This is a genomic window from Stenotrophomonas mori (assembly GCF_023556335.1).
Lineage (GTDB): Bacteria > Pseudomonadota > Gammaproteobacteria > Xanthomonadales > Xanthomonadaceae > Stenotrophomonas > Stenotrophomonas mori.
On the sequence record NZ_JAIKTS010000001.1, the window covers coordinates 858,730 to 882,935 of the forward strand.

The 24,206-nt window shown below is 69.0% G+C and carries 27 protein-coding genes; 12 read left to right on the top strand and 15 right to left on the bottom strand.

Annotated features, from left to right (window positions below):
- Positions 1-84 precede the first annotated feature (84 nt).
- Entirely contained in the window at positions 85-696 is a 612-nt protein-coding gene (locus K5L01_RS03790; protein ID WP_250062076.1) for a superoxide dismutase, read from the top strand.
- A gap of 79 nt (positions 697-775) precedes the next feature.
- On the opposite strand, the gene K5L01_RS03795 is transcribed toward K5L01_RS03790, so the two are convergent.
- On the bottom strand, positions 776-1,546 hold the full coding sequence (locus K5L01_RS03795) for an endonuclease/exonuclease/phosphatase family protein (protein ID WP_250062078.1): 771 nt from the start codon (positions 1,544-1,546) through the stop codon (positions 776-778).
- 185 nt (positions 1,547-1,731) lie between these two features.
- Between K5L01_RS03795 and K5L01_RS03800 the strand changes: the two genes are divergently transcribed.
- From K5L01_RS03800 to cfa, 5 genes are all read left to right on the top strand, one after another.
- Positions 1,732-3,327 (top strand): POT-type proton-dependent oligopeptide transporter, encoded by a 1,596-nt coding sequence (locus K5L01_RS03800; protein ID WP_250062080.1) that lies wholly within the window; start codon positions 1,732-1,734, stop codon positions 3,325-3,327.
- Positions 3,328-3,329: 2 nt separating this feature from the next.
- Positions 3,330-3,950, top strand: coding sequence for a rhomboid family intramembrane serine protease (locus K5L01_RS03805; RefSeq protein ID WP_250062082.1), 621 nt, complete (start codon positions 3,330-3,332; stop codon positions 3,948-3,950).
- A 93-nt stretch (positions 3,951-4,043) separates the two neighbouring features.
- Entirely contained in the window at positions 4,044-4,340 is a 297-nt protein-coding gene (locus tag K5L01_RS03810; protein ID WP_250062084.1) for a GNAT family N-acetyltransferase, read from the top strand.
- A 57-nt stretch (positions 4,341-4,397) separates the two neighbouring features.
- Positions 4,398-5,243: a DUF3298 and DUF4163 domain-containing protein gene (locus tag K5L01_RS03815; protein ID WP_250062086.1), complete on the top strand. Its 846-nt coding sequence runs from the start codon at positions 4,398-4,400 to the stop codon at positions 5,241-5,243.
- A 110-nt stretch (positions 5,244-5,353) separates the two neighbouring features.
- Positions 5,354-6,469, top strand: a complete 1,116-nt coding sequence (gene cfa / locus K5L01_RS03820) for a cyclopropane fatty acyl phospholipid synthase (protein WP_250062088.1) — start codon at positions 5,354-5,356, stop codon at positions 6,467-6,469.
- Between the two features lie 102 nt (positions 6,470-6,571).
- Here cfa and K5L01_RS03825 read toward each other — a convergent pair whose 3' ends face one another.
- Entirely contained in the window at positions 6,572-8,740 is a 2,169-nt protein-coding gene (locus tag K5L01_RS03825; RefSeq protein WP_250062090.1) for a M3 family metallopeptidase, read from the bottom strand.
- A gap of 154 nt (positions 8,741-8,894) precedes the next feature.
- Here K5L01_RS03825 and K5L01_RS03830 point away from each other — a divergent pair, with 154 nt between their 5' ends.
- Positions 8,895-9,377 (top strand): glutathione peroxidase, encoded by a 483-nt coding sequence (locus K5L01_RS03830; protein ID WP_425603825.1) that lies wholly within the window; start codon positions 8,895-8,897, stop codon positions 9,375-9,377.
- A 12-nt stretch (positions 9,378-9,389) separates the two neighbouring features.
- Here K5L01_RS03830 and K5L01_RS03835 read toward each other — a convergent pair whose 3' ends face one another.
- From K5L01_RS03835 to sigJ, 5 genes are all read right to left on the bottom strand, one after another.
- Complete coding sequence (locus K5L01_RS03835) at positions 9,390-10,172, bottom strand: ferredoxin--NADP reductase (protein ID WP_250062092.1); 783 nt, start codon at positions 10,170-10,172, stop codon at positions 9,390-9,392.
- A 196-nt stretch (positions 10,173-10,368) separates the two neighbouring features.
- The gene (locus tag K5L01_RS03840) at positions 10,369-12,237 is read right to left on the bottom strand and encodes an ABC transporter ATP-binding protein (protein ID WP_250062094.1); all 1,869 of its coding nucleotides are present in this window, start codon (positions 12,235-12,237) and stop codon (positions 10,369-10,371) included.
- Between the two features lie 153 nt (positions 12,238-12,390).
- On the bottom strand, positions 12,391-13,035 hold the full coding sequence (locus K5L01_RS03845) for a trimeric intracellular cation channel family protein (protein ID WP_250062096.1): 645 nt from the start codon (positions 13,033-13,035) through the stop codon (positions 12,391-12,393).
- Positions 13,036-13,113: 78 nt separating this feature from the next.
- Positions 13,114-13,560, bottom strand: a complete 447-nt coding sequence (locus tag K5L01_RS03850) for a carboxymuconolactone decarboxylase family protein (protein WP_425603826.1) — start codon at positions 13,558-13,560, stop codon at positions 13,114-13,116.
- Positions 13,561-13,595: 35 nt separating this feature from the next.
- Positions 13,596-14,495, bottom strand: a complete 900-nt coding sequence (gene sigJ / locus K5L01_RS03855; RefSeq protein WP_250062098.1) for an RNA polymerase sigma factor SigJ — start codon at positions 14,493-14,495, stop codon at positions 13,596-13,598.
- Positions 14,496-14,660: 165 nt separating this feature from the next.
- Here sigJ and K5L01_RS03860 point away from each other — a divergent pair, with 165 nt between their 5' ends.
- From K5L01_RS03860 to K5L01_RS03870, 3 genes are all read left to right on the top strand, one after another.
- The gene (locus tag K5L01_RS03860) at positions 14,661-16,178 is read left to right on the top strand and encodes a fumarate hydratase (RefSeq protein ID WP_250062100.1); all 1,518 of its coding nucleotides are present in this window, start codon (positions 14,661-14,663) and stop codon (positions 16,176-16,178) included.
- A 91-nt stretch (positions 16,179-16,269) separates the two neighbouring features.
- Positions 16,270-16,569 (top strand): hypothetical protein, encoded by a 300-nt coding sequence (locus K5L01_RS03865; RefSeq protein WP_250062101.1) that lies wholly within the window; start codon positions 16,270-16,272, stop codon positions 16,567-16,569.
- A gap of 94 nt (positions 16,570-16,663) precedes the next feature.
- Positions 16,664-17,302, top strand: a complete 639-nt coding sequence (locus K5L01_RS03870) for a glutathione S-transferase family protein (RefSeq protein WP_250063457.1) — start codon at positions 16,664-16,666, stop codon at positions 17,300-17,302.
- Positions 17,303-17,315: 13 nt separating this feature from the next.
- Here K5L01_RS03870 and K5L01_RS03875 read toward each other — a convergent pair whose 3' ends face one another.
- From K5L01_RS03875 to K5L01_RS03890, 4 genes are all read right to left on the bottom strand, one after another.
- Positions 17,316-18,425: a sterol desaturase family protein gene (locus K5L01_RS03875; RefSeq protein WP_250062102.1), complete on the bottom strand. Its 1,110-nt coding sequence runs from the start codon at positions 18,423-18,425 to the stop codon at positions 17,316-17,318.
- 108 nt (positions 18,426-18,533) lie between these two features.
- A complete protein-coding gene (arsC, locus tag K5L01_RS03880; protein ID WP_250062103.1) occupies positions 18,534-18,881 on the bottom strand; it encodes an arsenate reductase (glutaredoxin) in 348 nt (115 codons plus the stop codon).
- Between the two features lie 4 nt (positions 18,882-18,885).
- Positions 18,886-20,025 carry a phospholipase A gene (locus K5L01_RS03885; RefSeq protein WP_250062104.1) on the bottom strand — a complete coding sequence of 380 codons (1,140 nt, stop codon included), beginning with the start codon at positions 20,023-20,025 and terminating at the stop codon, positions 18,886-18,888.
- Positions 20,026-20,149: 124 nt separating this feature from the next.
- Positions 20,150-20,635, bottom strand: a complete 486-nt coding sequence (locus K5L01_RS03890; RefSeq protein ID WP_250062105.1) for a DUF456 domain-containing protein — start codon at positions 20,633-20,635, stop codon at positions 20,150-20,152.
- Between the two features lie 232 nt (positions 20,636-20,867).
- Here K5L01_RS03890 and K5L01_RS03895 point away from each other — a divergent pair, with 232 nt between their 5' ends.
- Positions 20,868-21,077 carry a cold-shock protein gene (locus K5L01_RS03895; protein WP_250062106.1) on the top strand — a complete coding sequence of 70 codons (210 nt, stop codon included), beginning with the start codon at positions 20,868-20,870 and terminating at the stop codon, positions 21,075-21,077.
- A 78-nt stretch (positions 21,078-21,155) separates the two neighbouring features.
- Here the strand turns inward: K5L01_RS03895 and K5L01_RS03900 are convergent, their stop codons facing one another.
- Positions 21,156-21,644, bottom strand: coding sequence for a glycine zipper 2TM domain-containing protein (locus K5L01_RS03900; protein ID WP_250062108.1), 489 nt, complete (start codon positions 21,642-21,644; stop codon positions 21,156-21,158).
- A gap of 109 nt (positions 21,645-21,753) precedes the next feature.
- Positions 21,754-22,185 carry a cytochrome c gene (locus K5L01_RS03905; RefSeq protein WP_250062110.1) on the bottom strand — a complete coding sequence of 144 codons (432 nt, stop codon included), beginning with the start codon at positions 22,183-22,185 and terminating at the stop codon, positions 21,754-21,756.
- Between the two features lie 84 nt (positions 22,186-22,269).
- Here K5L01_RS03905 and K5L01_RS03910 point away from each other — a divergent pair, with 84 nt between their 5' ends.
- Positions 22,270-23,064, top strand: coding sequence for a tRNA threonylcarbamoyladenosine dehydratase (locus K5L01_RS03910; protein WP_250062112.1), 795 nt, complete (start codon positions 22,270-22,272; stop codon positions 23,062-23,064).
- 15 nt (positions 23,065-23,079) lie between these two features.
- Here K5L01_RS03910 and K5L01_RS03915 read toward each other — a convergent pair whose 3' ends face one another.
- Both K5L01_RS03915 and K5L01_RS03920 read right to left on the bottom strand, forming a co-directional pair.
- Positions 23,080-23,856 (bottom strand): TatD family hydrolase, encoded by a 777-nt coding sequence (locus tag K5L01_RS03915; RefSeq protein WP_250062115.1) that lies wholly within the window; start codon positions 23,854-23,856, stop codon positions 23,080-23,082.
- 5 nt (positions 23,857-23,861) lie between these two features.
- Positions 23,862-24,098 carry a DUF6116 family protein gene (locus K5L01_RS03920; protein ID WP_250062117.1) on the bottom strand — a complete coding sequence of 79 codons (237 nt, stop codon included), beginning with the start codon at positions 24,096-24,098 and terminating at the stop codon, positions 23,862-23,864.
- Positions 24,099-24,206: the final 108 nt, after the last annotated feature.

Consider the following 24,206-nt stretch of genomic DNA (forward strand, 5'->3'; position numbering starts at 1 on the left):
TGCGGCTTCCTGCCTACCATTGCCGGTGCGCCATCCGGCATGCGCCGGATAACGAACCCAGGCATACCTCCAAGGAGATTCCTCATGGCCTACACCCTGCCCAAGCTGCCCTACGCGTACGACGCGCTGGAACCCCATATCGACGCGGCTACGATGGAGATCCACTACTCCAAGCACCACCAGACCTACGTCAACAACGTCAATGCGGCGGTGGAAGGAACCGAGTACGCCGACCTGCCGATCGACGAGCTGGTGCGCAAGACCAAGTCGCTGCCGGAAAACCTCCAGGGCCCGGTGCGCAACAACGGCGGCGGGCACGCCAACCACTCGCTGTTCTGGTCGGTCATGTCGCCGCAGGGCGGTGGCGCCCCGGTCGGCGGCGTGGGCAAGGCCATCGACAGCGACCTGGGCGGCTTCGATGCCTTCAAGGACGCCTTCACCAAGGCCGCGCTGACCCGCTTCGGCTCGGGCTGGGCCTGGCTGAGCGTGACCCCGGACAAGAAGCTGGTCGTGGAAAGCTCCGCCAACCAGGACAGCCCGCTGATGGACGGCAACACCCCGGTCCTGACCCTGGACGTGTGGGAGCATGCGTACTACCTGAAGTACCAGAACCGCCGTCCGGAATACATCGCGGCCTTCTTCAACGTGATCGACTGGAACGAGGTCGAGCGCCGCTACCAGGCCGCGGTGGCCTGAACATCGCCGTCGCAGGCGCCGCCCTCGTGGCGCGCCTGCGGAGCGGTCGACACGGACGCCGGGCGCAGACGCCCGGTGTTCAGTGTTTCAGGGTCCCGGCGGGATCGGCCGGCGGCGGTTCGATCAGGCTCAGCGTGGTCATCACCCCGAAGCGTTCCGGGGCACGGCCGGCCGCGGCCGCGGGCAGCTCCATGGACTGCTGGGCCACGTCGGCGAAGTTGCGCACCTGGTAGAGCACATCCAATCCATGCGCGCGCAGTGCGGCGGCCATCGCCGGCCGTTCGCGGCGCGACGACGGGTTGCGGCGCGCAGGCTGGAAGCCCGGCAGCTGCCGCACCAGTTCCTCAGTGGGCGCGGAGAACTCGCCGACGATCAGCGAAGGCTCGCCGGCGTCGGTCGCGCCGATCCATGCCTGCAGGTCCGCGGCCTGCTGCGCGCGCATGCCGTCGTTGCCGTCGCCGGTGACGATGCGGACGATGTAGATGTTCACCGCCTTGCGGTCCAGGCGCGCACGCTGCATGCCGGCGGCGGTCGCCACGCCGCGGCCGTGCAGCAGGGTGATGCCATCCTCCAGCACGTCCAGCCCGGCCAGGAGCGCATTGCCGCGGCGCAGGGCATGGCTGGGCGGATCGGCGGTGATGAAGTCGCAGCTGTAGCTCAGCCGGCGGGCCAGCCAGCAGGCCGGGTTGGGGCGCTCGGCGGATTGCTGCACGTCCTGCACCGCGATCACGTCCGGGCGCAGGTCCGCCAGCCGCTCCAGGATGCGTTCGCGCTGCTGCCGCCACTGCGCGGCGTCCGGCGGCAGGCGCAGGCTGGCGACCTTGAGCACCGGCACGACAGGGTCGGCCACCACGGCAAACGATACAGCCAGCAGAGCCAGGCACGCCCAGCGCGTCATTGCGGAAACCCGTTCGGACAGGGCGCCATCGTAGCCTGCCGCGGCGTCTACGGGCCGTGGATGCGGCCCCGCGCGGCGGATGGGATGCGCAGCTTGCGTTACGCTTGCCTCCTTTGCACCGCAGGACCGCTCCAGAGATGACCGACACCCGCTTGGCGACAGCGCCCGCCGGCAAGGCCCGAATGCCCCGCCAGATTCCCTTCATCATCGGCAACGAGGCCTGCGAGCGCTTCAGCTTCTACGGGATGCGCAACATCCTGGTGCAGTTCCTGATCACCTCGCTGCTGCTGCAGGAGCTCACCGCCGACGGCCGCGCGGGCGAGGCCAAGGACATCATGCACAGCTTCATGATTGGCGTGTACTTCTTCCCGCTGCTCGGTGGCTGGCTGGCCGACCGCTTCTTCGGCAAGTACCACACGATCCTGTGGTTCAGCCTGATCTACTGCCTGGGCCACCTGTGCCTGGCGGTGTTCGAGGACAGCCGCCAGGGCTTCTTCCTCGGGCTGGGCCTGATCGCACTGGGTGCCGGCGGGATCAAGCCGCTGGTGGCCTCGTTCATGGGCGACCAGTTCGACCAGTCGAACAAGCACCTGGCCAAGGTCGTGTTCGACGCCTTCTACTGGATCATCAACTTCGGCTCGCTGTTCGCCTCGCTGCTGATCCCGCTGGCGCTGAAGAACCTGGGCCCGCAATGGGCGTTCGGCATTCCCGGCATCCTGATGTTCGTGGCCACCTTCGTGTTCTGGCTGGGCCGCCGGCGCTACGTGCTGGTGCCGCTGCCGCCCAAGGACCCGCATTCGTTCGCCAACGTGGTGCGCACCGCGCTGCTGGCGCGGGCGCCCGGGCGCGGCAACGCGGGGCTGGTGGTGGCGCTGGCCGGCACCGGCCTGGCGCTGTGGGCGCTGGCGCTGGCGGTGCTGGACCTGGCCGGGCTGCGCGATGGCGGGCTGGGCGTGGTGATCTACCTGTGCCTGGCGCTGGTGGCGCTGCTGGCCGGCGTCGGCGGCGGCACGATGCTGCAGCTGGACCGCGCGCGCGGCACGCATCCCGACGCCGCGGTGGAAGGCGTGCGCTCGGTACTCAAGGTGCTGGTGATCTTCGCGCTGACCACGCCGTTCTTCTCGCTGTTCGACCAGAAAGCCTCGACCTGGGTGCTGCAGGGCCAGCAGATGACCATGCCCGCCTGGTTCACCGCCTCGCAGATGCAGGCCGTGAATCCGCTGCTGGTGATGATCCTGATCCCCTTCAACAACCTGGTGCTGTACCCGGCGCTGCGCCGCTTCGGCATCGAGCCGACCGCACTGCGGCGGATGACCGCCGGCATCGCCTTCAGCGGCCTGGCCTGGGTGGTGGTGGGCGGCCTGCAGGTGGTGATGGACGGCGGCGACGCGCTGTCCATCGTCTGGCAGATCCTGCCGTATGCGCTGCTGACCTTCGGCGAGGTGCTGGTCTCGGCCACCGGCCTGGAGTTCGCCTACAGCCAGGCGCCGGCATCGATGAAAGGGGTAGTCATGAGCTTCTGGAACCTGACCACCACCATCGGCAACCTCTGGGTACTGCTGTCCAACGCAGCGGTGCGCAACGAGGCGGTGACCGCGCGGATCGCCGGCACCGGCCTGAGCGAGGCGGCGTTCCTGATGTTCTTCTTCGCCGGTTTCGCCTTCCTGGCGGCACTGGCATTCGGCCTGTACGCGCGACGCTACAGGATGGTCGACAACTACCGGACAGCCTGAGCATGCAAGGACCGATAACCCTTTTCCTGATCGCCATCACCGGCCTGGTGTCGTGGCTGGCCTTCAACAACCGCAAGCTGGCCGACCGGCTGGTCCTGTGGCCGCCGGCGGTGGACCGCCACCGCCAGTACGACCGCCTGGTGACCTACGGCTTCATCCATGCCGATCTCCCGCACCTGCTGTTCAACATGGTCACGCTGTTCTTCTTCGGGCGGCTGATCGAACAGATCATGCTGCAGGTGACCGGCAACCGCTGGACCTATCCGCTGTTCTACCTGTCGGCGCTGGTGGTCTCGATCCTGCCCAGCTACCTGAAGAACCAGAAGAACCCCAACTACCTCAGCCTGGGCGCGTCCGGCGCGGTATCGGCGGTGCTGTTCGCCTTCATCCTGATCTCGCCGTGGTCGCTGATCTTCGTGTTCTTCATTCCCGCGCCGGCGATCCTCTACGGAGTCTTCTACGTGGGCTACAGCCTGTGGATGGACAAGCGCGGCGGCGACAACATCAACCACAGCGCGCACCTGGCCGGCGCCGCGTTCGGGGTGATGTTCCTGCTGTTCATGGAGCCGCAGGTGCTGCAGGTGTTCCTGCAGCAGCTGATGAACCCGCGCTTCGGGCGCTGACCCGCGTCCCTCGCCGGGGCACCTTTCACGTCGTGCCTGCACCGCGCGCCGGCACAATGGGCCGCACCAGAGGACAGGGCAGGGATACGGGCAATGGGCAGCGACGAAGACCGCACACCGCCGGCCGTGGTGCACGATGCCGCGTCGGAGCGCTTCACGACCGACGTCGATGGACACCTCGCGGTACTCGACTACACCTGGCGCGACGGGGCGATGGTGATCACCCATACCGGCGTGCCCGCCGCCATCGGGGGACGCGGCATCGCCGCCCGGCTGACCCGCGCGGCGCTGGCGCACGCGCGCACGGCCGGGGCCCGGGTCGTCCCCGAGTGCACCTATGCCGCGGCCTTCATGCAGCGGCATGGTGAATACGCGGACCTGCTGGGATAATCGCCAGGGTGTTTTGCTCCGTGCGGCAACGCGCGATCCATCGACAAGGGAAAGGACATGAACAGGTTCGGACAGGGCGCCTGCGCGCTGGCAGTGGCAGTGGCGATCGCATTGGCAGGCTGTGGCAAGGACGAGGCCCGCGGACCGGCCGGCGCGGACGCCCAAACGCCGGCGGACGCTGCGCCCGGAGAGCAGGCGCCGGCCGCGGCGGCCGACGCCGGGCTGCAGGATGTCATCGACACGACCCCGCGCTACGTGGTCGGCATCAGCTATCCGCCGGCGGCCAACGCGCACCCGGGGCTGGCCCGGGCCCTGGCCGAGTATGCCGAGCATGCCCGTGCCGAGCTGCTCAAGGCGGTCGACGAACTGGGCAACGACAAGCCGACCGCCCCCTATGAACTGTCGCTGGCATTCGACATGGTGGTGGATACCCCGCAGGTGGTAGCGGTCGCCGCCGAAGGCAGCACCTACACCGGCGGTGCCCACGGGCAGCCGCTGGTGGCGCGCTTCGTGTGGCTGCCGGTGCAGCAGCGGATGCTCACCGTGCAGGCACTGGTCGATTCGTCCAAGGGCTGGCAGGCGGTCAGCGAGTACGTCGGCGACAAGCTGCTGGAGCAGGCCATGGTCCGCGCGCAGAGCCAGGAGATGACGCCGGAGGAGCAGCAGGACCAGGTGCGCAACCTGTCGCGGATGATCGCGGAGGGCAGCGCGCCGGAGGCGGCCAACTTCGCCCAGTTCCAGCCGGTGATGGACGCTGCCGGGCGGATCGCCGCGCTGCGCTTCGTGTTCCCGCCCTACCAGGTCGGTCCGTACTCGGACGGAACCCAGACGGTGGACGTACCGGCCGCGGTGGTGCTGCCGTACGTGGCGGACGACTACCGGGAGCTGTTCGCCGGAGCCTGAGCCGGGCACGCCCGGGCTGGCAATGGCCGGCGGTCCGTGCAAACGTGGTCTCCGTCAGCCCGCCGCGCCGCGGCGGGCACGACCGATTTCCAGACCGTGGAGGGCCACCCATGGATGCAGGCGTGCAACGGCGTGTGGAGGGACTGTTGCAGGAGGCGGACGTCGTTCCCGGCGGGGACCGGCCGCAGGACATCGAGATCCTCGACCCGCGCTTCCATGCCCGGGTGCTGGCCCAGGGATCGCTCGGCCTGGGTGAGAGCTACATGGACGGCTGGTGGCGGGCACGCTCGCTGGACGCCTTCCTCACCCGGCTGCTGGCGGCACGCCTGGACGAGCGCGTGCATGGCGGCGGCGAGGTCTGGGACGCGCTCAAGGCGCGGCTGTTCAACCTGCAGGCCGGGCAGGGCAGCTATGAGGTCGGCAAGCGCCATTACGATCTGGGCAACGACCTGTACCGGGCGATGCTGGGCAGCCGCCTGGTCTACAGCTGCGGCTACTGGCGCGAGGCCCGCGACCTCGATGCCGCGCAGGCGGCCAAGCTCGACCTGATCTGCCGCAAGCTGGGCCTGCGCCCGGGCATGCGCGTGCTGGACATCGGCTGCGGCTGGGGCGAGGCGCTGAAGTACGCGGCCGAGCGCTATGGCGTGGAGGGCGTGGGCGTCACCATCTCGCAGGAACAGGCGGACTTCGCGCGCGGGCTGTGCGCCGGCCTGCCGGTGGAGATCCGCCTGCAGGACTACCACGCGCTGGACGAGCGCTTCGACGCGATCCTGTCGGTGGGGATGTTCGAGCACGTCGGCGTCAAGAACTACCGCGCGTTCTTCGAGGTGGCGCGGCGCTGCCTGCACGAGGACGGCCTGTTCGTGCTGCACAGCATCGGCAGCAATGTCAGCCGCGAGCGCACCGACCCGTGGATCGCGCGCTACATCTTCCCCAACTCGATGCTGCCGTCGGCCGCGCAGATCACCGCGGCGATGGAGGGCGCGTTCGTCCTGGAGGACTGGCACAACTTCGGCACCGACTACGACCGCACCCTGCAGGCCTGGCGCGACAACGTCGAGGCCGCCTGGCCGCAGCTGGACCCGCGCTACGACGAACGCTTCCGGCGCATGTGGCGCTTCTACCTGGCCGGTTCCATGGCGACCTTCCGTACCCGCCAGTCGCAGCTGTGGCAGCTGGTGCTGTCGCCGCATGGCGTGCCCGGGGGTTACGTCGCCCCGCGCTAGCGTCGCGACAGGGGCAGGCCGACGGCGGGCCGGAACGGAGGACGGCAACGGAAAAGCCGCCCGGCGGACCGGGCGGCTTCCTTCGGAACGCAGGGACCGGGCTTACCGGCCTTCGGCGCCGGTCAGGCCACGCTTCTCCAGCAGCGGCTCGATCTGCGGATCGTGGCCGGCGAAGTTGCGGAACAGCTCCATCGCATCGGCGCTGCCTCCACGCGACAACAGGGTCTTGCGGAAATGGTCGCCGTTGGCGCGCGACAGCCCACCATGCTCGCGGAACCACTTCTGGGTGTTGGCGTCCAGCACCTCCGACCAGATGTAGGCGTAGTAGCCGGCCGAATAGCCGCCCATGATGTGGCTGAAATACGTGGTGCGGTAGCGCGGCGGTACCGGGGCATAGAAGATGCCGTCGCTGGCCAGCGCGTCCTGTTCGAATTTCACCACGTCCTGCGGTGCCGGCACCTGGTCGACGCCGATCTGGTGCCAGCGCTGGTCCAGCATCGCCGCGCCCAGGTATTCGGTGGTGGCGAAGCCCTGGTTGAACTTGGCCGCGGCCACGACCTTGTCCAGCAGCGCCTGCGGCATGGCCGCACCGGTCTGGTGGTGCTTGGCGTAGTTGGCCAGGATGCTCGGCTCATCGGCCCACATCTCGTTGACCTGCGAGGGGAACTCGACGAAGTCGCGCGGCACCGCGGTACCCGAGAAATAGGGGTAGGTCACATCGGAGAACATGCCGTGCAGGGCATGGCCGAATTCGTGGAAGGTGGTGGTCACCTCGTCCCAGGTCAACAGCGTGGGCTGGCCTGCCGGCGGCCGCGGAATGTTGAGGTGGTTGGCCACCACCGGCTTGTTGCCGGTCAGCGCCGACTGCGACACATAGGCGTTCATCCACGCACCGCCACGCTTGGACTCGCGGGCATACGGGTCGAAGATGAAGATCGCCAGCTGGCTGCCGTCGGCGTCGAACACGTCGTAGACGGTGACGTCCTCGTGGTAGACCGGCAGGTCGGTGCGCTGCTTGAAGCTCAGCCCGAACTCCTTGCCGGCGGCGAAGAACACGCCGTTCTCCAGCACGCTCTTCAGCTCGAAATACGGCTTGAGCTGGGATTCGTCGAAATCGTAGCGGGCCTGGCGCACCTTCTCGGTGTAGAACGCCCAGTCCCACGGCTGCAGCTCGAAGCCGGGCTTGCCGGCGGCCTGCTGCTCGCGGTCGATCATCGCCTGCAGGTCGGCGGCCTCGCGGCGGGCATTGGCGACCGCCGCCGGCGCCAGCTGGCCGAGCATGGCGTTCACCGCTTCGGCGGTCTTGGCGGTCTGGTTGCCCAGCCCATAGGCGGCATAGTTCGGGAAGCCCATCAGTGCGGCCTTCTGTGCCCGGAGGGTCATGATCCGCGACACCAGTGCGGTGTTGTCGTACTCGCCGCCCTTGCTGCCGCGCGCCACCGACGCCTCGTGGATGCGCTGGCGCAGCGCACGGTTGGTGAGGTTGCTCAGCGCCGGCTGGCCGGTGGTGTTGAGCAGGGCGATCACGTACTTGCCTTCCAGTCCGCGGGCCTTGGCGGCTTCGCCGGCGGCGGCGATCTGCCCGGCCGACAGCCCGTCCAGCTCGGCGGCACTGTCGACCACGATATAGGCGGCGTTGACCTCGGCCTGCACGTTCTGGCTGAAACGGGTACCCAGGTTGGCCAGCTCGGCGTTGATCTCCTTGAGCGTGGCCTTGTCGGCGTCGGACAGCTGGGCGCCGGCGCGGACGAAGTTGTCATGGTACTTCTCGACCAGGCGCAGGCCTTCGGCATCCAGGCCCAGGGTGTCGCGCTTCTCATGGAGCGCCTGGATGCGCTCGAACAGCTTCCCGTTGAGGTTGACCGCATCGCTGTGCGCGGCGAACCGGGCCGAGTAGTCGGCCTGCAGCTTCCTGCGCGCATCGTTGGTGTCGGCGCCGATCAGCGAGAAGAACACGGTGGTGGCGCGGTCGAGGATGCCGCCGCTCTTTTCCAGGGCGATCAGCGTGTTGTCGAAGGTCGGCGCGTCCGGATTGTCGGCGATGGCCGCCACTTCGCGGAGCTGCTGCGCCATGCCGGCGTCGAAGGCCGGTGCGAAGTCGCTGTCATGGATACGGTCGAACTGCGGGTAGTGCAGCGGCAGCGTGCTCTCGGCGAAGAAAGGATTGGCCTGCTGGGCAGCCTGCCCGGCGGTGGTGGCCGCGGCCTGACTGCCGGCCGGCAGGGCGGCACCCAGCGCGAGGGCGATGGCGAGAGCGAGACGGGTATTCAATTCGGGAACTCCGGAAAATTCTGAACCGTCAGGGTACCTTGCCGGCGTCGGCGGCAGGTGTGTCGAAGGGCAGGGGTGCGCTGAAAAGCCGTCTGTTGCAAACCGTTGCCGGCCCGATCGCGTACGCTGGGGGCTTTCCGGCGGGGAGCCTGCGGTGGCCGTTGCCCACGATTTCGAGCTGACCGCGCTGGACGGCGGGCCACTGCCGTTGGCGGCCTTCGCCGGCAAGGTCCTGTTGATCGTCAATACCGCCTCGCGCTGCGGCTTCACGCCGCAGTACGCCGAGCTGGAATGGCTGTGGCGCGCGTACCGGGCACAGGGCCTGGTGGTGCTGGGCTGTCCCTGCGACCAGTTCGGCGGCCAGGAGCCCGGCGACGCGGGCGCGATCGCCACGTTCTGCCGCCGCGACTACGGAGTCAGTTTCCCGATGTCGGCCAAGCTGAAGGTCAATGGCCCGGGCGCCGATCCGCTGTGGCGCTGGCTGCAGCGCGAGCAGCGCGGCGCCCTCGGGATCGCCGCGATCAAGTGGAACTTCAGCAAGTTCCTGGTCGGACGCGAGGGCCGGGTACTTTCCCGCCATGCGCCTTCCACGCGCCCGGCGGCGCTGGAAGACCGGCTCCGCGCCGCACTCGCCTGAGGCCGGGCGGCCTTACTTCTCGACGAAGGCGCGTTCGAAGACGTAGTGGCCCGGCGAGCCGATGCGCGGCGAGACCTCGAAACCGCGGGCATCCAGCACGCCGCGCAGGTCGGCCAGCATCTGCGGGCTGCCGCAGATCATGAAGCGGTCGTTGGCCGGGTCGAACGCCGGCAGCCCCAGCGTCCGCGGCATCTCGCCGGTGTCCATCAGGGTGGTCAGGCGGCCCTGGTTGCGGAACGGCTCGCGGGTGACCGCCGGGTAGTACAGCAGCTTGTCGCGGACCAGCTCGCCGAGGATCTCGTCCTCGAACAGCTCCTTCTCGAAGTGCTCGCGGTAGGCCAGGTCCTTCTCGAAGCGCACGCCATGGCAGACGATGACCTTCTCGAAGCGCTCGTAGGTCTCCGGGTCCTTGACGATGCTCAGCCAGGGCGCCAGGCCGGTGCCGGTGCCCAGCAGGTACAGGTGCTTGCCGGGGTGCAGGTCGGAGATCAGCAGGGTGCCGGTGGGCTTTTTCCCGACCAGGATCTGGTCGCCCGGCTTGAGGTGCTGCAGGCGCGAGGTCAGGGGGCCGTCCTGCACCTTGATGCTGAAGAAGTGCAGCTGTTCTTCCCAGTTGGCGCTGGCCAGCGAATAGGCGCGCATCAGCGGGCGACCGCCCTCGTTTTCCAGGCCGATCATCACGAACTGGCCGTTCTCGAAGCGGAAACCGTTGTCGCGGGTGGTGGAGAAGCTGAAGTAGGCGTCCGTCCAGTGACGGACTTCAAGCACCGTTTCGGCGCCAAAAGCGGAAGACATGCTGGGGGGTCGGATTTGGAGAGTCCCGTGCATTCTAGCTGAAATGCCACAAATGGGAATGACTCGCATTTGAGGGCGGGAGCCGGCAACGGGCCCTGCGGTGTCGGTGCCGCCCCGGGCCGGACCGCTGGCCGGGAGCGGCTGCTGTCCCGGCCAGTGCCGGGGCAGTGCGGGAACGGGTCACCGTCGCCGGGACTCAGCGATACCCGGCGGCCTGCAGTTCGAACAGTTCCGCGTAGCGGCCTCCCTCGGCCATCAACTCCGCATGGGTGCCGCTGGCTTCGATCCGCCCGCCCGCCAGCACCAGGATGCGGTCGGCCATGCGCACCGAGGAGAAGCGGTGCGAGATCAGTACCGCGGTACGTTCGTCGGACAGCTCCTTGAAGCGCTGGAACACCTCGAACTCGGCCCGTGCGTCGAGCGCTGCGGTGGGTTCGTCGAGGATCATCACCTGCGCATCGCGCATGTACGCGCGGGCGATGGCGATCTTCTGCCACTGCCCGCCGGAAAGGTCCACACCGCTCTTGAAACGACGTCCGATCAGCTGCCCGTAGCCGTCCGGAAGCCCTTCGATGACCTCGTCGGCCAGCGCCCGGCGGGCCGCGCCGCGGATCCGCTGCTCGTCCTGCAGCGCCTCCACCAGGCCGACCCCGATGTTCTCGCCGGCGGTCAGGTGATAGCGCACGAAATCCTGGAAGATCACCCCCATGTTGGCGCGCAGGTCGTCCAGGTCATAGTCGCGCAGGTCGCGCCCGTCCAGCAGGATGCGGCCTTCGTCCGGGTCGTAGAGCCGCGCCAGCAGCTTGACCAGGGTGGTCTTGCCGGCGCCGTTCTCGCCGACCAGGGCGATGACCTCGCCGGCGCGCAGGTGGAAATCCAGGTGCCGCACCGCCCAGTGCTCGGCATCGGGGTAGCGGAAGCCGACATTCTCGAACACGAAGCCGTCGCGGATCGGACGCGGCACCGGCACCGCGTCCGGCCGCGAGCGGATCTCCGGCTCGATGGCGAAGAACGAGAACAGGTCGTCCAGGTACAGCGCCTGGCCGGCCACCTGCGAAAAGCCGGTCAGCAGGCCTTCCAGCAGCTGCCGCAGGCGCAGGAAACTGCCGGAGAGAAAGGTCAGGTCGCCGATGCTGAAATCGCCGCGGATGGTCCGCCAGGCGATGTAGGCGTAGGCGGTGTAGTAGCCCAGCGTGCCCAGCGCCGCGAGCAGCGTGCCCCAGAACGCGCGCTTGCGCGCCAGGGTGCGGTTGGCCTGGTAGAAGCGCCCGGCCAGCAGGCGGTAGCGGTCGATCAGGAAGCGGTGGAGGTTGAAGATCTTCACCTCCTTGGCGGTCTCGACGCTGGCGCCGACCTGGCGCAGGTAGTCCAGCTGGCGGCGCTCCGGGGTCCAGCTGAAGTTGAGCGAATAGCCCAGCGTGTTGAAGTGCGATTCGCCCAGGAAGGCCGGCACCAGCGCCACCGCCAGCAGGACGATCAGCCAGGGCGCATAGGCCACCAGCCCGGCGGCGAAACTGACCACGGTGATCGCATCCTGCGCCTGCCCGAGCAGCTGGCTCATCAGGTTCATCCGGCCCATGGTCTGGCGGCGGGCGCGGTCGAGCCGGTCCTGCAGCTCGGGGTCCTCGAAGTCTTCCAGGTCCAGTTCCGCGGCATGTTCCATCAGCCGCACGCTGGTGACGTTGGTGAACAGTTCGGAGAGCAGCGAGTCGGCATAGTTGACCAGCCGCCCCAGCAGGTCCGAGCCGATGGCGATGCACAGCTCCAGCAGCAGCAGCTCCAGCAGCGTGTCCAGGTGGCCGCTGGCCAGGGCCTCGCCCAGCGGCGGCATCGCACCGGCGCCGGCCAGGCGTACTGCCTCGTCGATGATCAGCTTGCCCACGTACAGCATCGCCACCGGCATGAGCGCGCGCACCAGGCGCAGGCCGAGGCTGGTCAGGGTCAGGGCGGGGCTGGTCTGCCAGATCTGCCGGAGGAACGGCGGCAGGTTGCGCATGGCATTCATGCGCTCGCGGAAACTGGGGCGCTTGTTCGCCGGGGAGGCGGGGGAAGGGGCGTGGGGCATGGGGGACTCGGGCCGGGGTCGTCCGGGATTATCGCCCGCGGCCCGTTTCGGCGGCGACAACCGGCACCTGTGCGCCACGCACGCCGCCGGGGGGCGGCGACACCGGCCCGGAGCGCGGGGCGGCGGCGCCGATGCGGCCGCCGGCCGCCGGGCTCAACGCCGGGGGCCCTCGGGAGGCGGCGGATCGGAGGACTGCAGCGCCACCGGCAGGTGCCAGCCGTAGTGCATCGCCATCATCCTCAACCCGAAGCACAGGCCGGCACCGGCCAGTGCACAGGGCAGCGGCGGCAGCCCCAGCCAGTTGCCCAGGGCCACCACGCAAGCGCCGGCCAGCGCCGCGACGGCATACAGCTCGGCCTGCAGCACCAGCGGCACCTGCGCCAACAGCACGTCGCGGGCGATGCCGCCGCCGATGCCGGTGAGCATGCCCAGCGCGGCGGCCATCGGCGGTGCGATGCCGAAGGCCAGCGCTTTCTGGGTGCCGGCCACGGCGAACAGGGCCAGGCCCATGGCGTCGAACAGCCGCACCGGGTACTGCAGGCGCTCGATCAGCGGCGCCCAGTAGAAGGTGACGATGCCGGCCATGAGGGTGATGGCGGGGTAGCGCCAGTCGCTGATCGCCGCCACCGGGGTGGCGCCGATCAGCAGGTCGCGGGTGATGCCGCCGGCCAGTGCGGCGGCAAAGGACAGGACCAGCACGCCGAAGATGTCCAGCCGCCGGCGCGCGCCCATCGTCGCCCCGGACAGGGCGAAGACGAAGGTACCGATGAGATCCAGGATCAGCACGAGGGTGTTCATGCACCCTATTGTGGGCCGTGGCCCCGGCAACGGCCATCGGCGCGGGCCGCGCTCGGGCGCCGGCGTGCGATCGAGGCCTCAGGGCAGCGGCGGCAGCAGCCCGGTGCCCAGCCGGTTCCAGGCGTTGATCACCGCGATCGCCATGCTCAGGTCGCTGATGCCCTTTTCATCGAAATGCGCCGCCAGCGCCTGGTAGGCGGCCTCGGAGGGCGCCGCCGCGGGCAGGCGGGTCAGGGCGTCGGCCCAGCCCAGTGCGGCACGCTCGCGCGCATCGAAGAAGCGGCTTTCGTGCCAGGCCGCCAGGGTGTCGAGCTTGCGTGGCTCCACGCCGGCCCCGCGCAGCGCGGTGGCGTGCATGTCCATGCAGTAGGCGCACCCGTTGATCTGCGAGACGCGCAGGAAGACCAGCTCCAGAAGCGCGTGCTCCAGCGATCCCGCGTGCACGGCCTGGCTGGTCGCCTGCAATGCCTTGAAGGCGTCGGCGGCAAGGCGGGTATAGGGAACGCGGGGGAACGGGGTGTGCATCGTCAGGCTCCGGGGAGTGGCCGGAAGGGCCACTTTCACTGCAAGGACGCGCCGGGGCCGGTCGCCGTGACAAAGGCGCCCAGCTTTGCCGGGTTGAGCACGCTGTAGATGCGGGCGATGCGCTCGCCGTCGACCACGATGGTGGTGATCGAGCGCAGCCGGTCGCCTTCGAAACGCAGGATCGCCGGCTCGCCGTTGACGCTGCCCAGCCGCGAGGGATGGACCCCGCCCCGGCGCGCGATGGCCCAGAACAGGCGGCCGATGCGCTCGGCGCCGTGCAAGGGCCGGCGGGCGGCCGTGGCCACGCCGCCGCCGTCGGAGAGCAGCTGCGCGTTGGCGTGCAGCAGGGCCTGGATGGCCGCCCCGTCGCCGTTCTGCGTGGCCTCCATGAAGCGCGCCAGCAGGCGCCGGTGCTGGCCGCTGTCGGCGGCGAAGCGCGGCCGTCCCGCCTGCAGGCGCTGGCGGGCGCGGTGGACCAGCTGCCGGCAGTTGGCCGGGCTGTGGCCGAGCAGCCCGGCGATGGCCGCATAGTCGTGGTCGAACACCTCCCTGAGCAGGAAGGCGGCGCGCTCGTCCGGGCCCAGCTGTTCGAGCAGCGCCAGGAAGGCCAGCGAGAGGTCCTCGGCCAGGGCATGGACCTGCGCCGGGCCGGGCACCGGCGGCAGGTCCGCGGCGATGTGCAGCGGCTCGGGCAGCCAGGGGCCCACGTAGTCCAACCGCTGCCGGGCGGCCGCCCGCAACCGGTCCAGCCCCAGCCGGGTGGTGGCGGTGACCAGCCACGCCTCCGGATCCTGGATCGCATCGGTCTCCGCGGCGGCCCAGCGCAGCCAGGCGTCCTGGACCACGTCCTCGGCATCGGCGCGGCTGCCGAGCAGGCGGTAGGCGAGCGCCAGCAGGCGCGGGCGGTGGTGCTCGAAGGTAGCGGTCATGTCCATGCGTCCAGGACGCGGCAGGGGCTGCCATCGTGACAGCCGGACCGGCACCGTGCCTCAACGCCGGCCGCGCCATCGGCGACCAGGCGACCAGGCGGGCCGGTCGGGGACGGCCGCGGCGGCACGGCGTAAAATGCCCGGTCCACCCCCGCCAGCCTCGAGCAAGCCGTGACATCGATCAAGCAGGAAGACCTCATCCAGTCCATCGCCGACGCGCTGCAGTACATCTCGTACTACCACCCGGTCGACTACATCAAGAACCTTGCCGCCGCCTACGAGCGCGAGGAGTCGCCGGCCGCGAAGGAAGCGATGGCGCAGATCCTGATCAATTCGCGGATGTGCGCCGAAGGCCACCGTCCGATCTGCCAGGACACCGGGATCGTCACCGTGTTCCTGAAGATCGGCACGGACGTGCGCTGGGACGACGCGACCATGGGCGTGGAAGAGATGGCCAACGAAGGCGTGCGCCGCGCCTACCTGCACCCGGACAACACGCTGCGCGCCTCGGTGCTGGCCGACCCGGCCGGCAAGCGCATCAACACCAGGGACAACACCCCGGGCGTGGTCAACGTCAAGGTGGTGCCGGGCAATACCGTCGACGTCATCGTCGCCGCCAAGGGTGGCGGTTCGGAAGCCAAGACCAAGTTCGCCATGCTCAACCCGTCCGACTCCATCGTCGACTGGGTGCTGAAGACCGTGCCGACCATGGGCGCCGGCTGGTGCCCGCCGGGCATGCTCGGCATCGGCATCGGCGGTACCGCCGAGAAGGCGATGCTGCTGGCCAAGGAAGCGCTGATGGAGCCGATCGACATCACCGAGCTGCAGGCCCGTGGCGCCTCCAACCGCATCGAGGAGCTGCGCCTGGAGCTGTACGAGAAGGTCAACGCGCTGGGCATCGGGGCGCAGGGCCTGGGCGGACTGACCACCGTGCTCGACATCAAGATCAACGACTACCCGACCCACGCGGCCAACCTGCCGGTGGCGATGATCCCGAACTGCGCGGCCACCCGCCATGCGCACTTCACCCTGGACGGCAGCGGCCCGGTGATGCTGGATCCGCCGTCGCTGGAAGACTGGCCGAAGCTGACCTACGACGCGTCCAAGGGCACCCGCGTGGACCTGGACACGATCACGCCGGAAGAGGTGGCCGGCTGGAAGCCGGGCCAGACCCTGCTGCTCAACGGCAGGCTGTTGACCGGCCGCGACGCCGCGCACAAGCGCATGGTCGACATGCTCAACAAGGGTGAGGAACTGCCGGTCGACCTGAAGGGCCGCTTCATCTACTACGTCGGCCCGGTCGATCCGGTGCGAGACGAAGTGGTGGGACCGGCCGGCCCGACCACCGCCACCCGCATGGACAAGTTCACCCGCCAGATCCTGGAGCAGACCGGCCTGCTGGGCATGGTCGGCAAGGCCGAGCGTGGCCCGGCGGCGATCGAGGCCATTCGTGACAACAAGTCAGCCTACCTGATGGCCGTCGGGGGCTCGGCCTACCTGGTGTCCAAGGCGATCAAGGCCTCCAGGGTGGTCGGTTTCGCCGACCTGGGCATGGAAGCGATCTACGAGTTCACCGTGCAGGACATGCCGGTGACCGTGGCTGTCGATTCCACCGGTGAGTCGGTGCACACGACCGGTCCGCGCGAATGGCAGGCCCGCATCGGCAAGATTCCGGTGGTGGTCGAGTAGGAGGCCACGGATCCACGGGGCGCCGTGACGGCCCGCGCTATGCTCGGGCCGTCACGGTTTCCGGAGAAGGGCGATGCGCGGATGGCGAGGAATGCAGGTTTCGATGCTGGCGCTGCTGCTCGCCGGCTGTGGCCATGGCGGATGGCGCACCGCTCCGGGAGGCGACCCCGCCGCCTGCGTGACCCATTGCCAGGCCCGGCACCAGAGCTGCATGGCCAGCACCGGCGGCTATGGCGACTGCGGCGAGGGCAGCCGCCAGAACTCGTGCGAGCGGATCACCAACCCGGAGCTGCGGGGCGCCTGCCAGACCTCGCAGGCCTTCTGCCAGAACCGTTCGCGTGGCGCCGTCTGCGGCGAACGCCTGGACAGCTGCATGGCCGGCTGCAACTGAGCCGCTGCCAGCCGGCCCGGTACTCGAGGGACAGCCTGCGCTCCCGCCAAGACCGCGCAGTAAGATGCGGCACCGCCTGCCTTCGGGAACCGCCATATCGATCGTCCTGTACGGGTCGCGCAGCACCGCCTCGCTGGTCGTGCACTGGCTGCTGATCGAGCTGGGCCTGGAGCACGAACTGCGCCAGTTGGACTTCGAACGGCGCGAGCAGGCATCGCCCGGGTACCTGGCGATCAACCCGGCCGGGCGCGTGCCGGCCCTGCTGCTCGACGGCCAGGTACTGACCGAGTCGGCGGCCATCGCCATGCACCTGGCCGACCTGCATCCGCAGGCCGGGTTGGCACCACCCCCCGGCACCCCGGCGCGCGGCGACTACTACCGCTGGATGTGTTTCTGCGTCTATACCCTGATGCCGGCCTACCGCGCGTGGTTCTATCCGCACGAGCCGGCCGGCGAGGCCGGCATCGACGCGGTGAAGGAACGTGCCCGCGTGCAGCTGGAGGCCGCCTGGCAGCAGGTCGCCGACCACCTGCAGGACACGCAGGGGCCGTACATGCTGGGGGCGCAGGTCTCGGCGGTGGATTCCATGCTGACCATGCTGATGCGCTGGTCGCGCGGCATGCCGCGGCCGAGCGATGCCTGGCCCGCGCTGGCCGGACATGCGCGGCGGATGAAGGCCCGGCCCGCATTCGCCGAGGTCTACCGGCGCGAGGGCATCCACGACTGGACCTGAGCCCGGCGCGGGGTCAGTCCACGTGGTCGTCGAAGCGGCGGCCGCGCTGGAACGGCATCGCGTGCTGCCGGAGGATCCCCTTGGGCACGGTTTCCAGCTTCATCACGCCGTATTCCTGCGGCCACCGTGCCTGGTCGCGCGGCAGCTTGAAGGTGCCCATCAGCATGTCCACCAGCGGCAGGTGGATGGCGTAGTTGACGTCGATGTAGTCCTGCTGGCGGGCGTGATGCCAGTGGTGGTAGCGCGGCAGCACCACCAGGTACTCCAGCCAGCCGAAGCGGATGCCCAGGTTGGCGTGCGCCAGCACCGCCTGCAGGCCGACCAGGATCACGTAGGCGTTCACCGCGGGGGGGGAGAACCCCAGGACCAGCAGCGGCAGCAGCACCGCGCTGCGGGTCATCACGATCTCGGCGAAATGGATGCGCGAGCCGGCCAGCCAGTCCAGGTGGCGGCTGGAATGGTGCACGGCGTGGAAACGCCACAGCCAGGGGATGTTGTGGTACGCGCGGTGCAGGAGCGCCTGGGCCATGTCGGCCACGAACACCGCGATCAGGAACTGCGCCCAGACCGGCAGCGACTGGATGGCCGTCTTGAGCGCCGGGAACGCCGCCAGCCCGGCGAGGGTGGAGGTCGAGGCCGTCACCACGATCAGGATGAACTGGACCAGCACGTGGCTCATGAAGAAATACGCCACGTCGGTGCGCCAGCCGGGGCGCAGCGGCGACAGCGGGCGCTTGCCGAGGTAGCGCTCCAGCGGCACGAACACCAGCGCGGAGAAGAACAGCGACAGCACGAACCAGTCCAGCCCCAGCGAATAGGGGGTCTGGCCGATGGTGTCGAACTGCACGTTGGTGCCGCCGAACAGCACCGCCAGCGTCGCGCTGGCGACGCCGATCGTGGCGATGCGCTTGTTGCGGTCGCGCAGGATGGCCAGGGTGCCCAGGACGAAGGCCGCGGCGAGCCCGACCAGCAGCAGGTGGCGGGCGAACTGCTCGTTGTAGACCGCGCGGAACTCGCGGCTGGTCAGCAGCTCCGGAAAGTGGAAGCAGGCCACCGCCATCAGGCTCAGCACTCCCAGCAGGGCCGAGGCATGGGCGAAAAAGGATCGGTGCGGTCGTGCCATGTGGGGGCTTCTGCCGGAGGACGGCAGGATTCTGCCTGCAGACGCGGACCCCGGACAACTCCCGGCCGCCCTGCGGACCGACTCCGGCCGCAGGGCAGGGGCGCTGCGCTACAGCAGCGTGCGGACAGTCTCCGGCGGCCGGCACAGTGCCGTGCCTTTCGCCGTCCGTACGATGGGACGGTTGATCAGCGCCGGGTGGGCCGCCATCGCCTGGACCAGCGCGGCATCATCGTCGAGGTGCCTGTCCAGGCCGAGCTCGGCATAGGCGGCCTCCTTGCGGCGCAGCAGGTCGCGCGCCGGCAGGCCCATCTCGTCCAGCAGCCGGCGCAGGGTGGCCGGATCCGGCGGAGTGGCCAGATAGTCGATGACCTCGACGTCCGCCCCGGCTTCCTGCAGCAGGGCCAGCGCGCCGCGCGAGTTGGAGCAGCGGTTGTTGTGCCAGATCGTCGCTTTCATCGTCTCAGAACCATTCCAGCAGGGAGATGCCGACGCCGACGTAGGTGGCGCGGTGGTTGTAGTCGATCATGCTCTCGCCATAGCCGTCGAACACCTGGATGTGCCCGCGCAGCAGGCGGTTGAGCGGGAACCCGTAGTCGGCCTGCAGCGAGCCGTGTGCGCGGCTGCCGCTGCGCAGCGAATGCCGGGCGGTGAGCGCGAACTCGTGGCCGTCGCGGTTGTAGACCAGGGTGGCATCACCGCGCCCGATGTAGTCCTGGATGTCGCGGTTGTTGTCGTCCCCGGCCTTCTCCGGGATGCGGTACCAGGGGCGCAGCATGATCGCCCAGTTCTCACGGTCCAGGCCGACGTTGAGGATCACCCGGTTCCAGCTGCGCGAGAGTGGATCGCTGCGGCCGTTGGACTGGTGGTTGAGGCTGATCCCGGTCATGCGCCCGTTCCAGCCGAACAGCGAATAGCCGTTGCGGAAGACCAGCATCGCCTCCGGCTCGTAGTTGGTTTCGCGGAACGGCCGTGAGGTCTCGCCGTTGTAGGCCTGCCAGCGCGAACTCTGGGTGTAGCCGACCCAGATGTCGCCGTTGTCCCCGAACAGGTTCTCGGCCACCTTGGTCTTGAAGCTCAGCTGGAACTTCAGCTCGGTGTTGTCCAGCTGCTCCGCCTCGGTCACGGTATTGGCCGGATTGGGCGAATGCGGCATCTGGTTCGTCTTGCTGCTCCAGAATGCCGGGAACAGGTACACCGGCTTGTAGGCCCGCAACTGGAACAGCCCGAGCTTGGAGTCCTTCGCCAGCTCCCAGCGGCCGTCGAGCATCGAACCGCGTCCGGCATTGGCGACCGCCGAGGCCAGCTCGTCGTGGGCGAAAAGCTCGTTGCGCGCGGGCAGCGCCCGGTCCAGCTCGGCGGCGCCGGTCCGGGCCTCCTTCAGGGTCTGCTGCGCGGCGCTGGCTGCCGCATCGGCCGCCCGGGTATCGGCCGGGCTCCGGCCCAGGGTCCGGTCGTAGCAGCTGAGCCGGGCGGCATCCGAATCCAGCGCGAAACAGGCCTGCGGCGAGGAGGGAGCGGCAACGGACTCCTGCGCGAGCACACTCGGGGAACACCCGGACAGCGCGATCAGGAGGAGGTGGCGGGTGGAAGGCTTGGGCATGCGGCGATGATCCGTCCAGACATGGGAAAAGGGCGCGCCGGTGGAGAATGTCCGCCGGCCCCCGAATCGGGGATTGTCGGTCATTGGCCCGTGTAGTGGGAGTCAGTGCCCATCGGGAACCGTGCTACAGGAACCAGGCCAGGGCGAAGACCGCCAGCATCGCCAGTGCCAGGCCGAGCTTGAGCGCGACCCCGAGCACGATGCCCAGCCACGTGCCGAACCCCACCTTGGTGGCATGGCCCAGCCGCCGGCCGTGAAGGAACTCGCCGAGCATGGCCCCGGCGAAGGGGCCGGCGAACAGCCCGATGGGCATGAAGAACAGGCCGACCAGGGTGCCCAGGACTGACCCGGCCAGGGCCAGCCGGCTGGCGCCGAGCCGCTGCGCTCCCAGGGTGGTGGAAAGCACGTCCACGATGAGCGAGATCACCGTCAATACCCCCAGCACCACCAGCGTCACCACGCCCACCCGGTTGAATCCCTCGCCCCAGGCCGCCAGCAGCAGGCCCAGGAACACCAGCGGTACGCCGGGGATCGCCGGCAGCACGACCCCGGCGATTCCGGCCACGACCAGCAGGCCGGCTAGCAGATACAAGATGAACGAATGATCCATGGGCGGCTGGGGAGGGCGGGAAAAGGGGTTGACAAGAGTGCGCGAAAGCGATTGCTTTTTGGTTATGGTCGGGTTAAGTTTCAGCCGCTGAGCTTGGCAAGGTCACCGTGAATCGTGGCCTGATGGGTAGATCGCATGATTTGCTGCATCGTTGCACCTCGCTTCCTCCTTGCAGTCAGCCGTCCTCGCGGGCGTATCCATAAAACGAGAGAGCAACAGGGAGTTAGTCGAGATGACTGAACGTGAATCCGGCACCGTGAAGTGGTTCAACGACGCCAAGGGCTTCGGCTTCATCAGCCGTGAGAACGGCGAGGACGTGTTCGTGCATTTCCGCGCCATCCAGACCCAGGGCTTCAAGAGCCTGAAGGAAGGCCAGAAGGTGACCTTCACCGTGGTGCAGGGCCAGAAGGGCCTGCAGGCCGACGCCGTCCAGCCCGACTGACCGGGCCGGACAGGCAAAGGAAAGGCCCGCTTCGGCGGGCCTTTCCGTTTGCATCGCGCGGTTCGCGGCGGCGCTGCGTCAGCGGATCACCACGCGGCCGTTGACCACGCGCACGTAGGTGTTCTCGCGGATGCCGCCGAGGTCCTTCTGGTTCACCATGATCACCCGGCCATCGTCCATCCGCACCTGGATGTCATAGGAGTCGCCGGTGACGTTCTGCTGGACCTTGTTGCCGGCCAGCGCGCCGGCGGCCGCACCGGCGGCGGCGGACACATTCTGGTTGCCCTTGCTGCCTCCGGTATGGCTGGAGATCTCGTGGCCGGCGACGGCACCGACGATGCCGCCGAGGATCGCCCCCGTCGCCGACGGTGCGCTGCGGCCCGAGGCCACGGTGTTGATGCGGGTCACGATGCCGCAGTCGGCACAGCGGCCATCGTTGTAGCCGCCGCTGTTGTAGCCCCCGTTGTTGTACCCGCCGCCATAACCGCCGCCGTACCCGGGGGACGTGGCACAGCCGGCCAATGCCAGGGTGGCGATGGCGCCCGCGGCGATCAACTGGATCTTCATGGTCGTTCTCCTTGCCAGAGGGTGAGCGGGTATGGCCATACCCGGCACGGGCAATCCTCCCTTTTCACGCGTGAATGGCGGGCCAACCACGCGTGAAAAGGGCATCGTTTCAGCGGAAGTCCTGGTGGCAGGCCTTGCAGTCGTTCCCGATGCGCTCGGTGACGATGGCCAGCGCCGTGCAGTCGGACGGCGGCGTGCCCAGCGCATCGTTCAGGCTGGCGCGGAAGCGGCTGGCGTGCTGCTGGAAGCGGGCGTCGTCACGCAGCCCGGGGAAGGCCAGGTCCAGATCGTTGGACAGGGCCCGCAGGGTCTGCAGCCGCGGCGCGGTGTCGTTGATGGAGCAGCGGCTCTGCTTGCGGCTCTGTTCGAGCAGCTGCGACTGCTTGGCCATGACCTGCATCAGGCTGCCGGGGAAGGGGTCCTGGCGCTTCTTGATCGCGGACGCGAGCATCACGCTGGCGACGACGCCGATCACCAGTCCGAAGATGAGCACGAACAGGTAGCGGTAGGCGTTGGACGGCTTGCGGGTGGTTTCGGTCATGGCCCTGGTTCCGTTGGAGCATCACTGGGGATGGAACGATGGTACGACGCCCGGGCGGTTTGCGGCCACGGGTAAGATGTGAGGATGAAAGAAGCACTGCGGGAACGTTTCGCCGGCATCGACCGGCTGTATGGAGCCGGCACCATCGAGTACCTGGCCGGCCGCCGGGTCGCGGTGGTCGGGATGGGGGGCGTCGGGTCGTGGATCGTCGAAGCGCTGGCGCGCTCGGCAGTCGGCCACCTCACCCTGGTCGACGCCGACGACATCTGCGTCTCCAACACCAACCGCCAGCTGCCGGCACTGGCCGGCCAGTACGGGCGCAACAAGGCCGTCGCCATGGCCGAACGCTGCCGCGCGATCAACCCCGAGGTGCAAGTGGAGGCGGTGGAGGCGTTCCTGACCCCGTCCAACCTGGACGACCTGCTGGACCGCGGCTTCGACCTGGTGATCGATGCCTGCGACAGCTTCCGGGTCAAGGTCGAGGCCATCGCCTGGTGCCGGCGGCGCAAGCAGCCCGTGCTCACCATCGGGGCTGCCGGTGGCCGCACCGATCCCACGCTGGTGCGGGTCCGCGATGTGTCCCGCACCGAGCACGACGCGATGCTGGCGCTGATCCGCAAGAAGCTGCGCGGCGACTTCAACTTCCCGAAGAATCCCCAGCGCTATTTCGGCGTGCCCGCGGTGTACTCGCTGGAGAACGTCCGTTATCCGCAGGCCGACGGCAGTGTCTGCGGCGTGCGCCCGAATCTGGGAGCCGATGCGGCGCTCTCGCTGGACTGCGGCGCCGGCCTCGGCGCGGCCACCCACATCACCGGCGCCTTCGCCTTCGCGGCGGTGGGCAAGGCGCTGGAAATGCTGCTGAAACACCGGACGGCCTGAGCCGCCCCGCGGGCCCTACAGCGCCGGCAGGCCGAACAGGCGCTGCGCGTTGCGGGTGGTCTGCGCGGCGACCTCGTCCAGCGGCTGGCCGCGCAGTCCGGCGATGACCGAGGCGATGACCGGCAACCGCTCCGGCGCATTGCGCTGCCCGCGGATCGCGCTATCCGGCTGGTCGGGGGCATCGGTCTCCAGCAGCAGGTAGTCCAGCGGCATGCGCGCGGCCAGGGTGCGCAGGCGATTGGCCCGCGGATACGTCACCGGCCCGCCGAGGCCGAGCAGGAATCCGCTGTCCCACAGCTGCCGCGCCTGCTCCTGGCTGCCGGAGAAGCTGTGGACCACGCCACTCAGTCCGCCGACACGGCGCAGGGTATGGATGACCTCGTCCAGGGCGCGGCGCGCATGCACGATGACCGGAAGCCCCAGGTCCCGCGCCAACTGCAGCTGGGCGAGGAAATAGCGGCGCTGGACGTCGGCGTCCAGGCCCTCGACGAAGAAGTCCAGGCCGCATTCACCGACCGCGCAGGGACGCTCGCGCTCCAGCCAGTCGCCCAGTGCCTGGAGATGCTCCGGCCGGTGCTCGGCCAGGAACATCGGATGCAGGCCATAGGCCGGACGGCGGAGCAGAGGGCCGGGCAGGGCACAGGCCTGGCGCAGGGCCGGCCAGCTGGCGGCGGTGACCGCCGGCACCACCAGCGCGGCGACACCGGCCGCCGCGGCGCGTTCCAGCACCGCGCCGCGGTCCGGGTCGAACCGGGGGGCATCCAGGTGGCAGTGGCTGTCTACCAGCTGCACGGCGCTCAGGGCTTGCGTGGCGCGGTCGCGGGGACCGCGTCGTCAACGCCGCCGGGACGCCGCCGGCGCTTCCAGTTGGCGAGCAGCAGGGTACCCAGGCCGAACAGGATCTCGTCGACGAACGGCAGCGGATCGGGCACGACCAGGCTGAGCAGGAACAGGCCTGCGGTGATCTTGAAGAGGGTCGGATAGCGCAGCTTGCGCGCCCATTCCATCAAGGGCAGCACGACGGGACTGGACATGGGAAGGCTCCTGCGGGAGAAGGTACAAGGTCGTACGGGCTTGATATTGCGGCAGCCGAAGGGGAATTTAAGGGACGGCGGGTGAACCCGATGCCATCGTTCAGCTTC

Coding starts and splice junctions, on each gene's coding strand:
- K5L01_RS03790 (WP_250062076.1), top strand. CDS start 85: ATGGCCTACACCCTGCCCAAGCTGCCCTACGCGTACGACGCGCTGGAA.
- K5L01_RS03800 (WP_250062080.1), top strand. CDS start 1,732: ATGACCGACACCCGCTTGGCGACAGCGCCCGCCGGCAAGGCCCGAATG.
- K5L01_RS03805 (WP_250062082.1), top strand. CDS start 3,330: ATGCAAGGACCGATAACCCTTTTCCTGATCGCCATCACCGGCCTGGTG.
- K5L01_RS03810 (WP_250062084.1), top strand. CDS start 4,044: ATGGGCAGCGACGAAGACCGCACACCGCCGGCCGTGGTGCACGATGCC.
- K5L01_RS03815 (WP_250062086.1), top strand. CDS start 4,398: ATGAACAGGTTCGGACAGGGCGCCTGCGCGCTGGCAGTGGCAGTGGCG.
- cfa (WP_250062088.1), top strand. CDS start 5,354: ATGGATGCAGGCGTGCAACGGCGTGTGGAGGGACTGTTGCAGGAGGCG.
- K5L01_RS03835 (WP_250062092.1), bottom strand. CDS start 10,172: ATGTCTTCCGCTTTTGGCGCCGAAACGGTGCTTGAAGTCCGTCACTGG.
- K5L01_RS03840 (WP_250062094.1), bottom strand. CDS start 12,237: ATGCCCCACGCCCCTTCCCCCGCCTCCCCGGCGAACAAGCGCCCCAGT.
- K5L01_RS03845 (WP_250062096.1), bottom strand. CDS start 13,035: ATGAACACCCTCGTGCTGATCCTGGATCTCATCGGTACCTTCGTCTTC.
- K5L01_RS03850 (WP_425603826.1), bottom strand. CDS start 13,560: ATGCACACCCCGTTCCCCCGCGTTCCCTATACCCGCCTTGCCGCCGAC.
- sigJ (WP_250062098.1), bottom strand. CDS start 14,495: ATGGACATGACCGCTACCTTCGAGCACCACCGCCCGCGCCTGCTGGCG.
- K5L01_RS03865 (WP_250062101.1), top strand. CDS start 16,270: ATGCAGGTTTCGATGCTGGCGCTGCTGCTCGCCGGCTGTGGCCATGGC.
- K5L01_RS03875 (WP_250062102.1), bottom strand. CDS start 18,425: ATGGCACGACCGCACCGATCCTTTTTCGCCCATGCCTCGGCCCTGCTG.
- arsC (WP_250062103.1), bottom strand. CDS start 18,881: ATGAAAGCGACGATCTGGCACAACAACCGCTGCTCCAACTCGCGCGGC.
- K5L01_RS03885 (WP_250062104.1), bottom strand. CDS start 20,025: ATGCCCAAGCCTTCCACCCGCCACCTCCTCCTGATCGCGCTGTCCGGG.
- K5L01_RS03890 (WP_250062105.1), bottom strand. CDS start 20,635: ATGGATCATTCGTTCATCTTGTATCTGCTAGCCGGCCTGCTGGTCGTG.
- K5L01_RS03895 (WP_250062106.1), top strand. CDS start 20,868: ATGACTGAACGTGAATCCGGCACCGTGAAGTGGTTCAACGACGCCAAG.
- K5L01_RS03900 (WP_250062108.1), bottom strand. CDS start 21,644: ATGAAGATCCAGTTGATCGCCGCGGGCGCCATCGCCACCCTGGCATTG.
- K5L01_RS03905 (WP_250062110.1), bottom strand. CDS start 22,185: ATGACCGAAACCACCCGCAAGCCGTCCAACGCCTACCGCTACCTGTTC.
- K5L01_RS03910 (WP_250062112.1), top strand. CDS start 22,270: ATGAAAGAAGCACTGCGGGAACGTTTCGCCGGCATCGACCGGCTGTAT.
- K5L01_RS03920 (WP_250062117.1), bottom strand. CDS start 24,098: ATGTCCAGTCCCGTCGTGCTGCCCTTGATGGAATGGGCGCGCAAGCTG.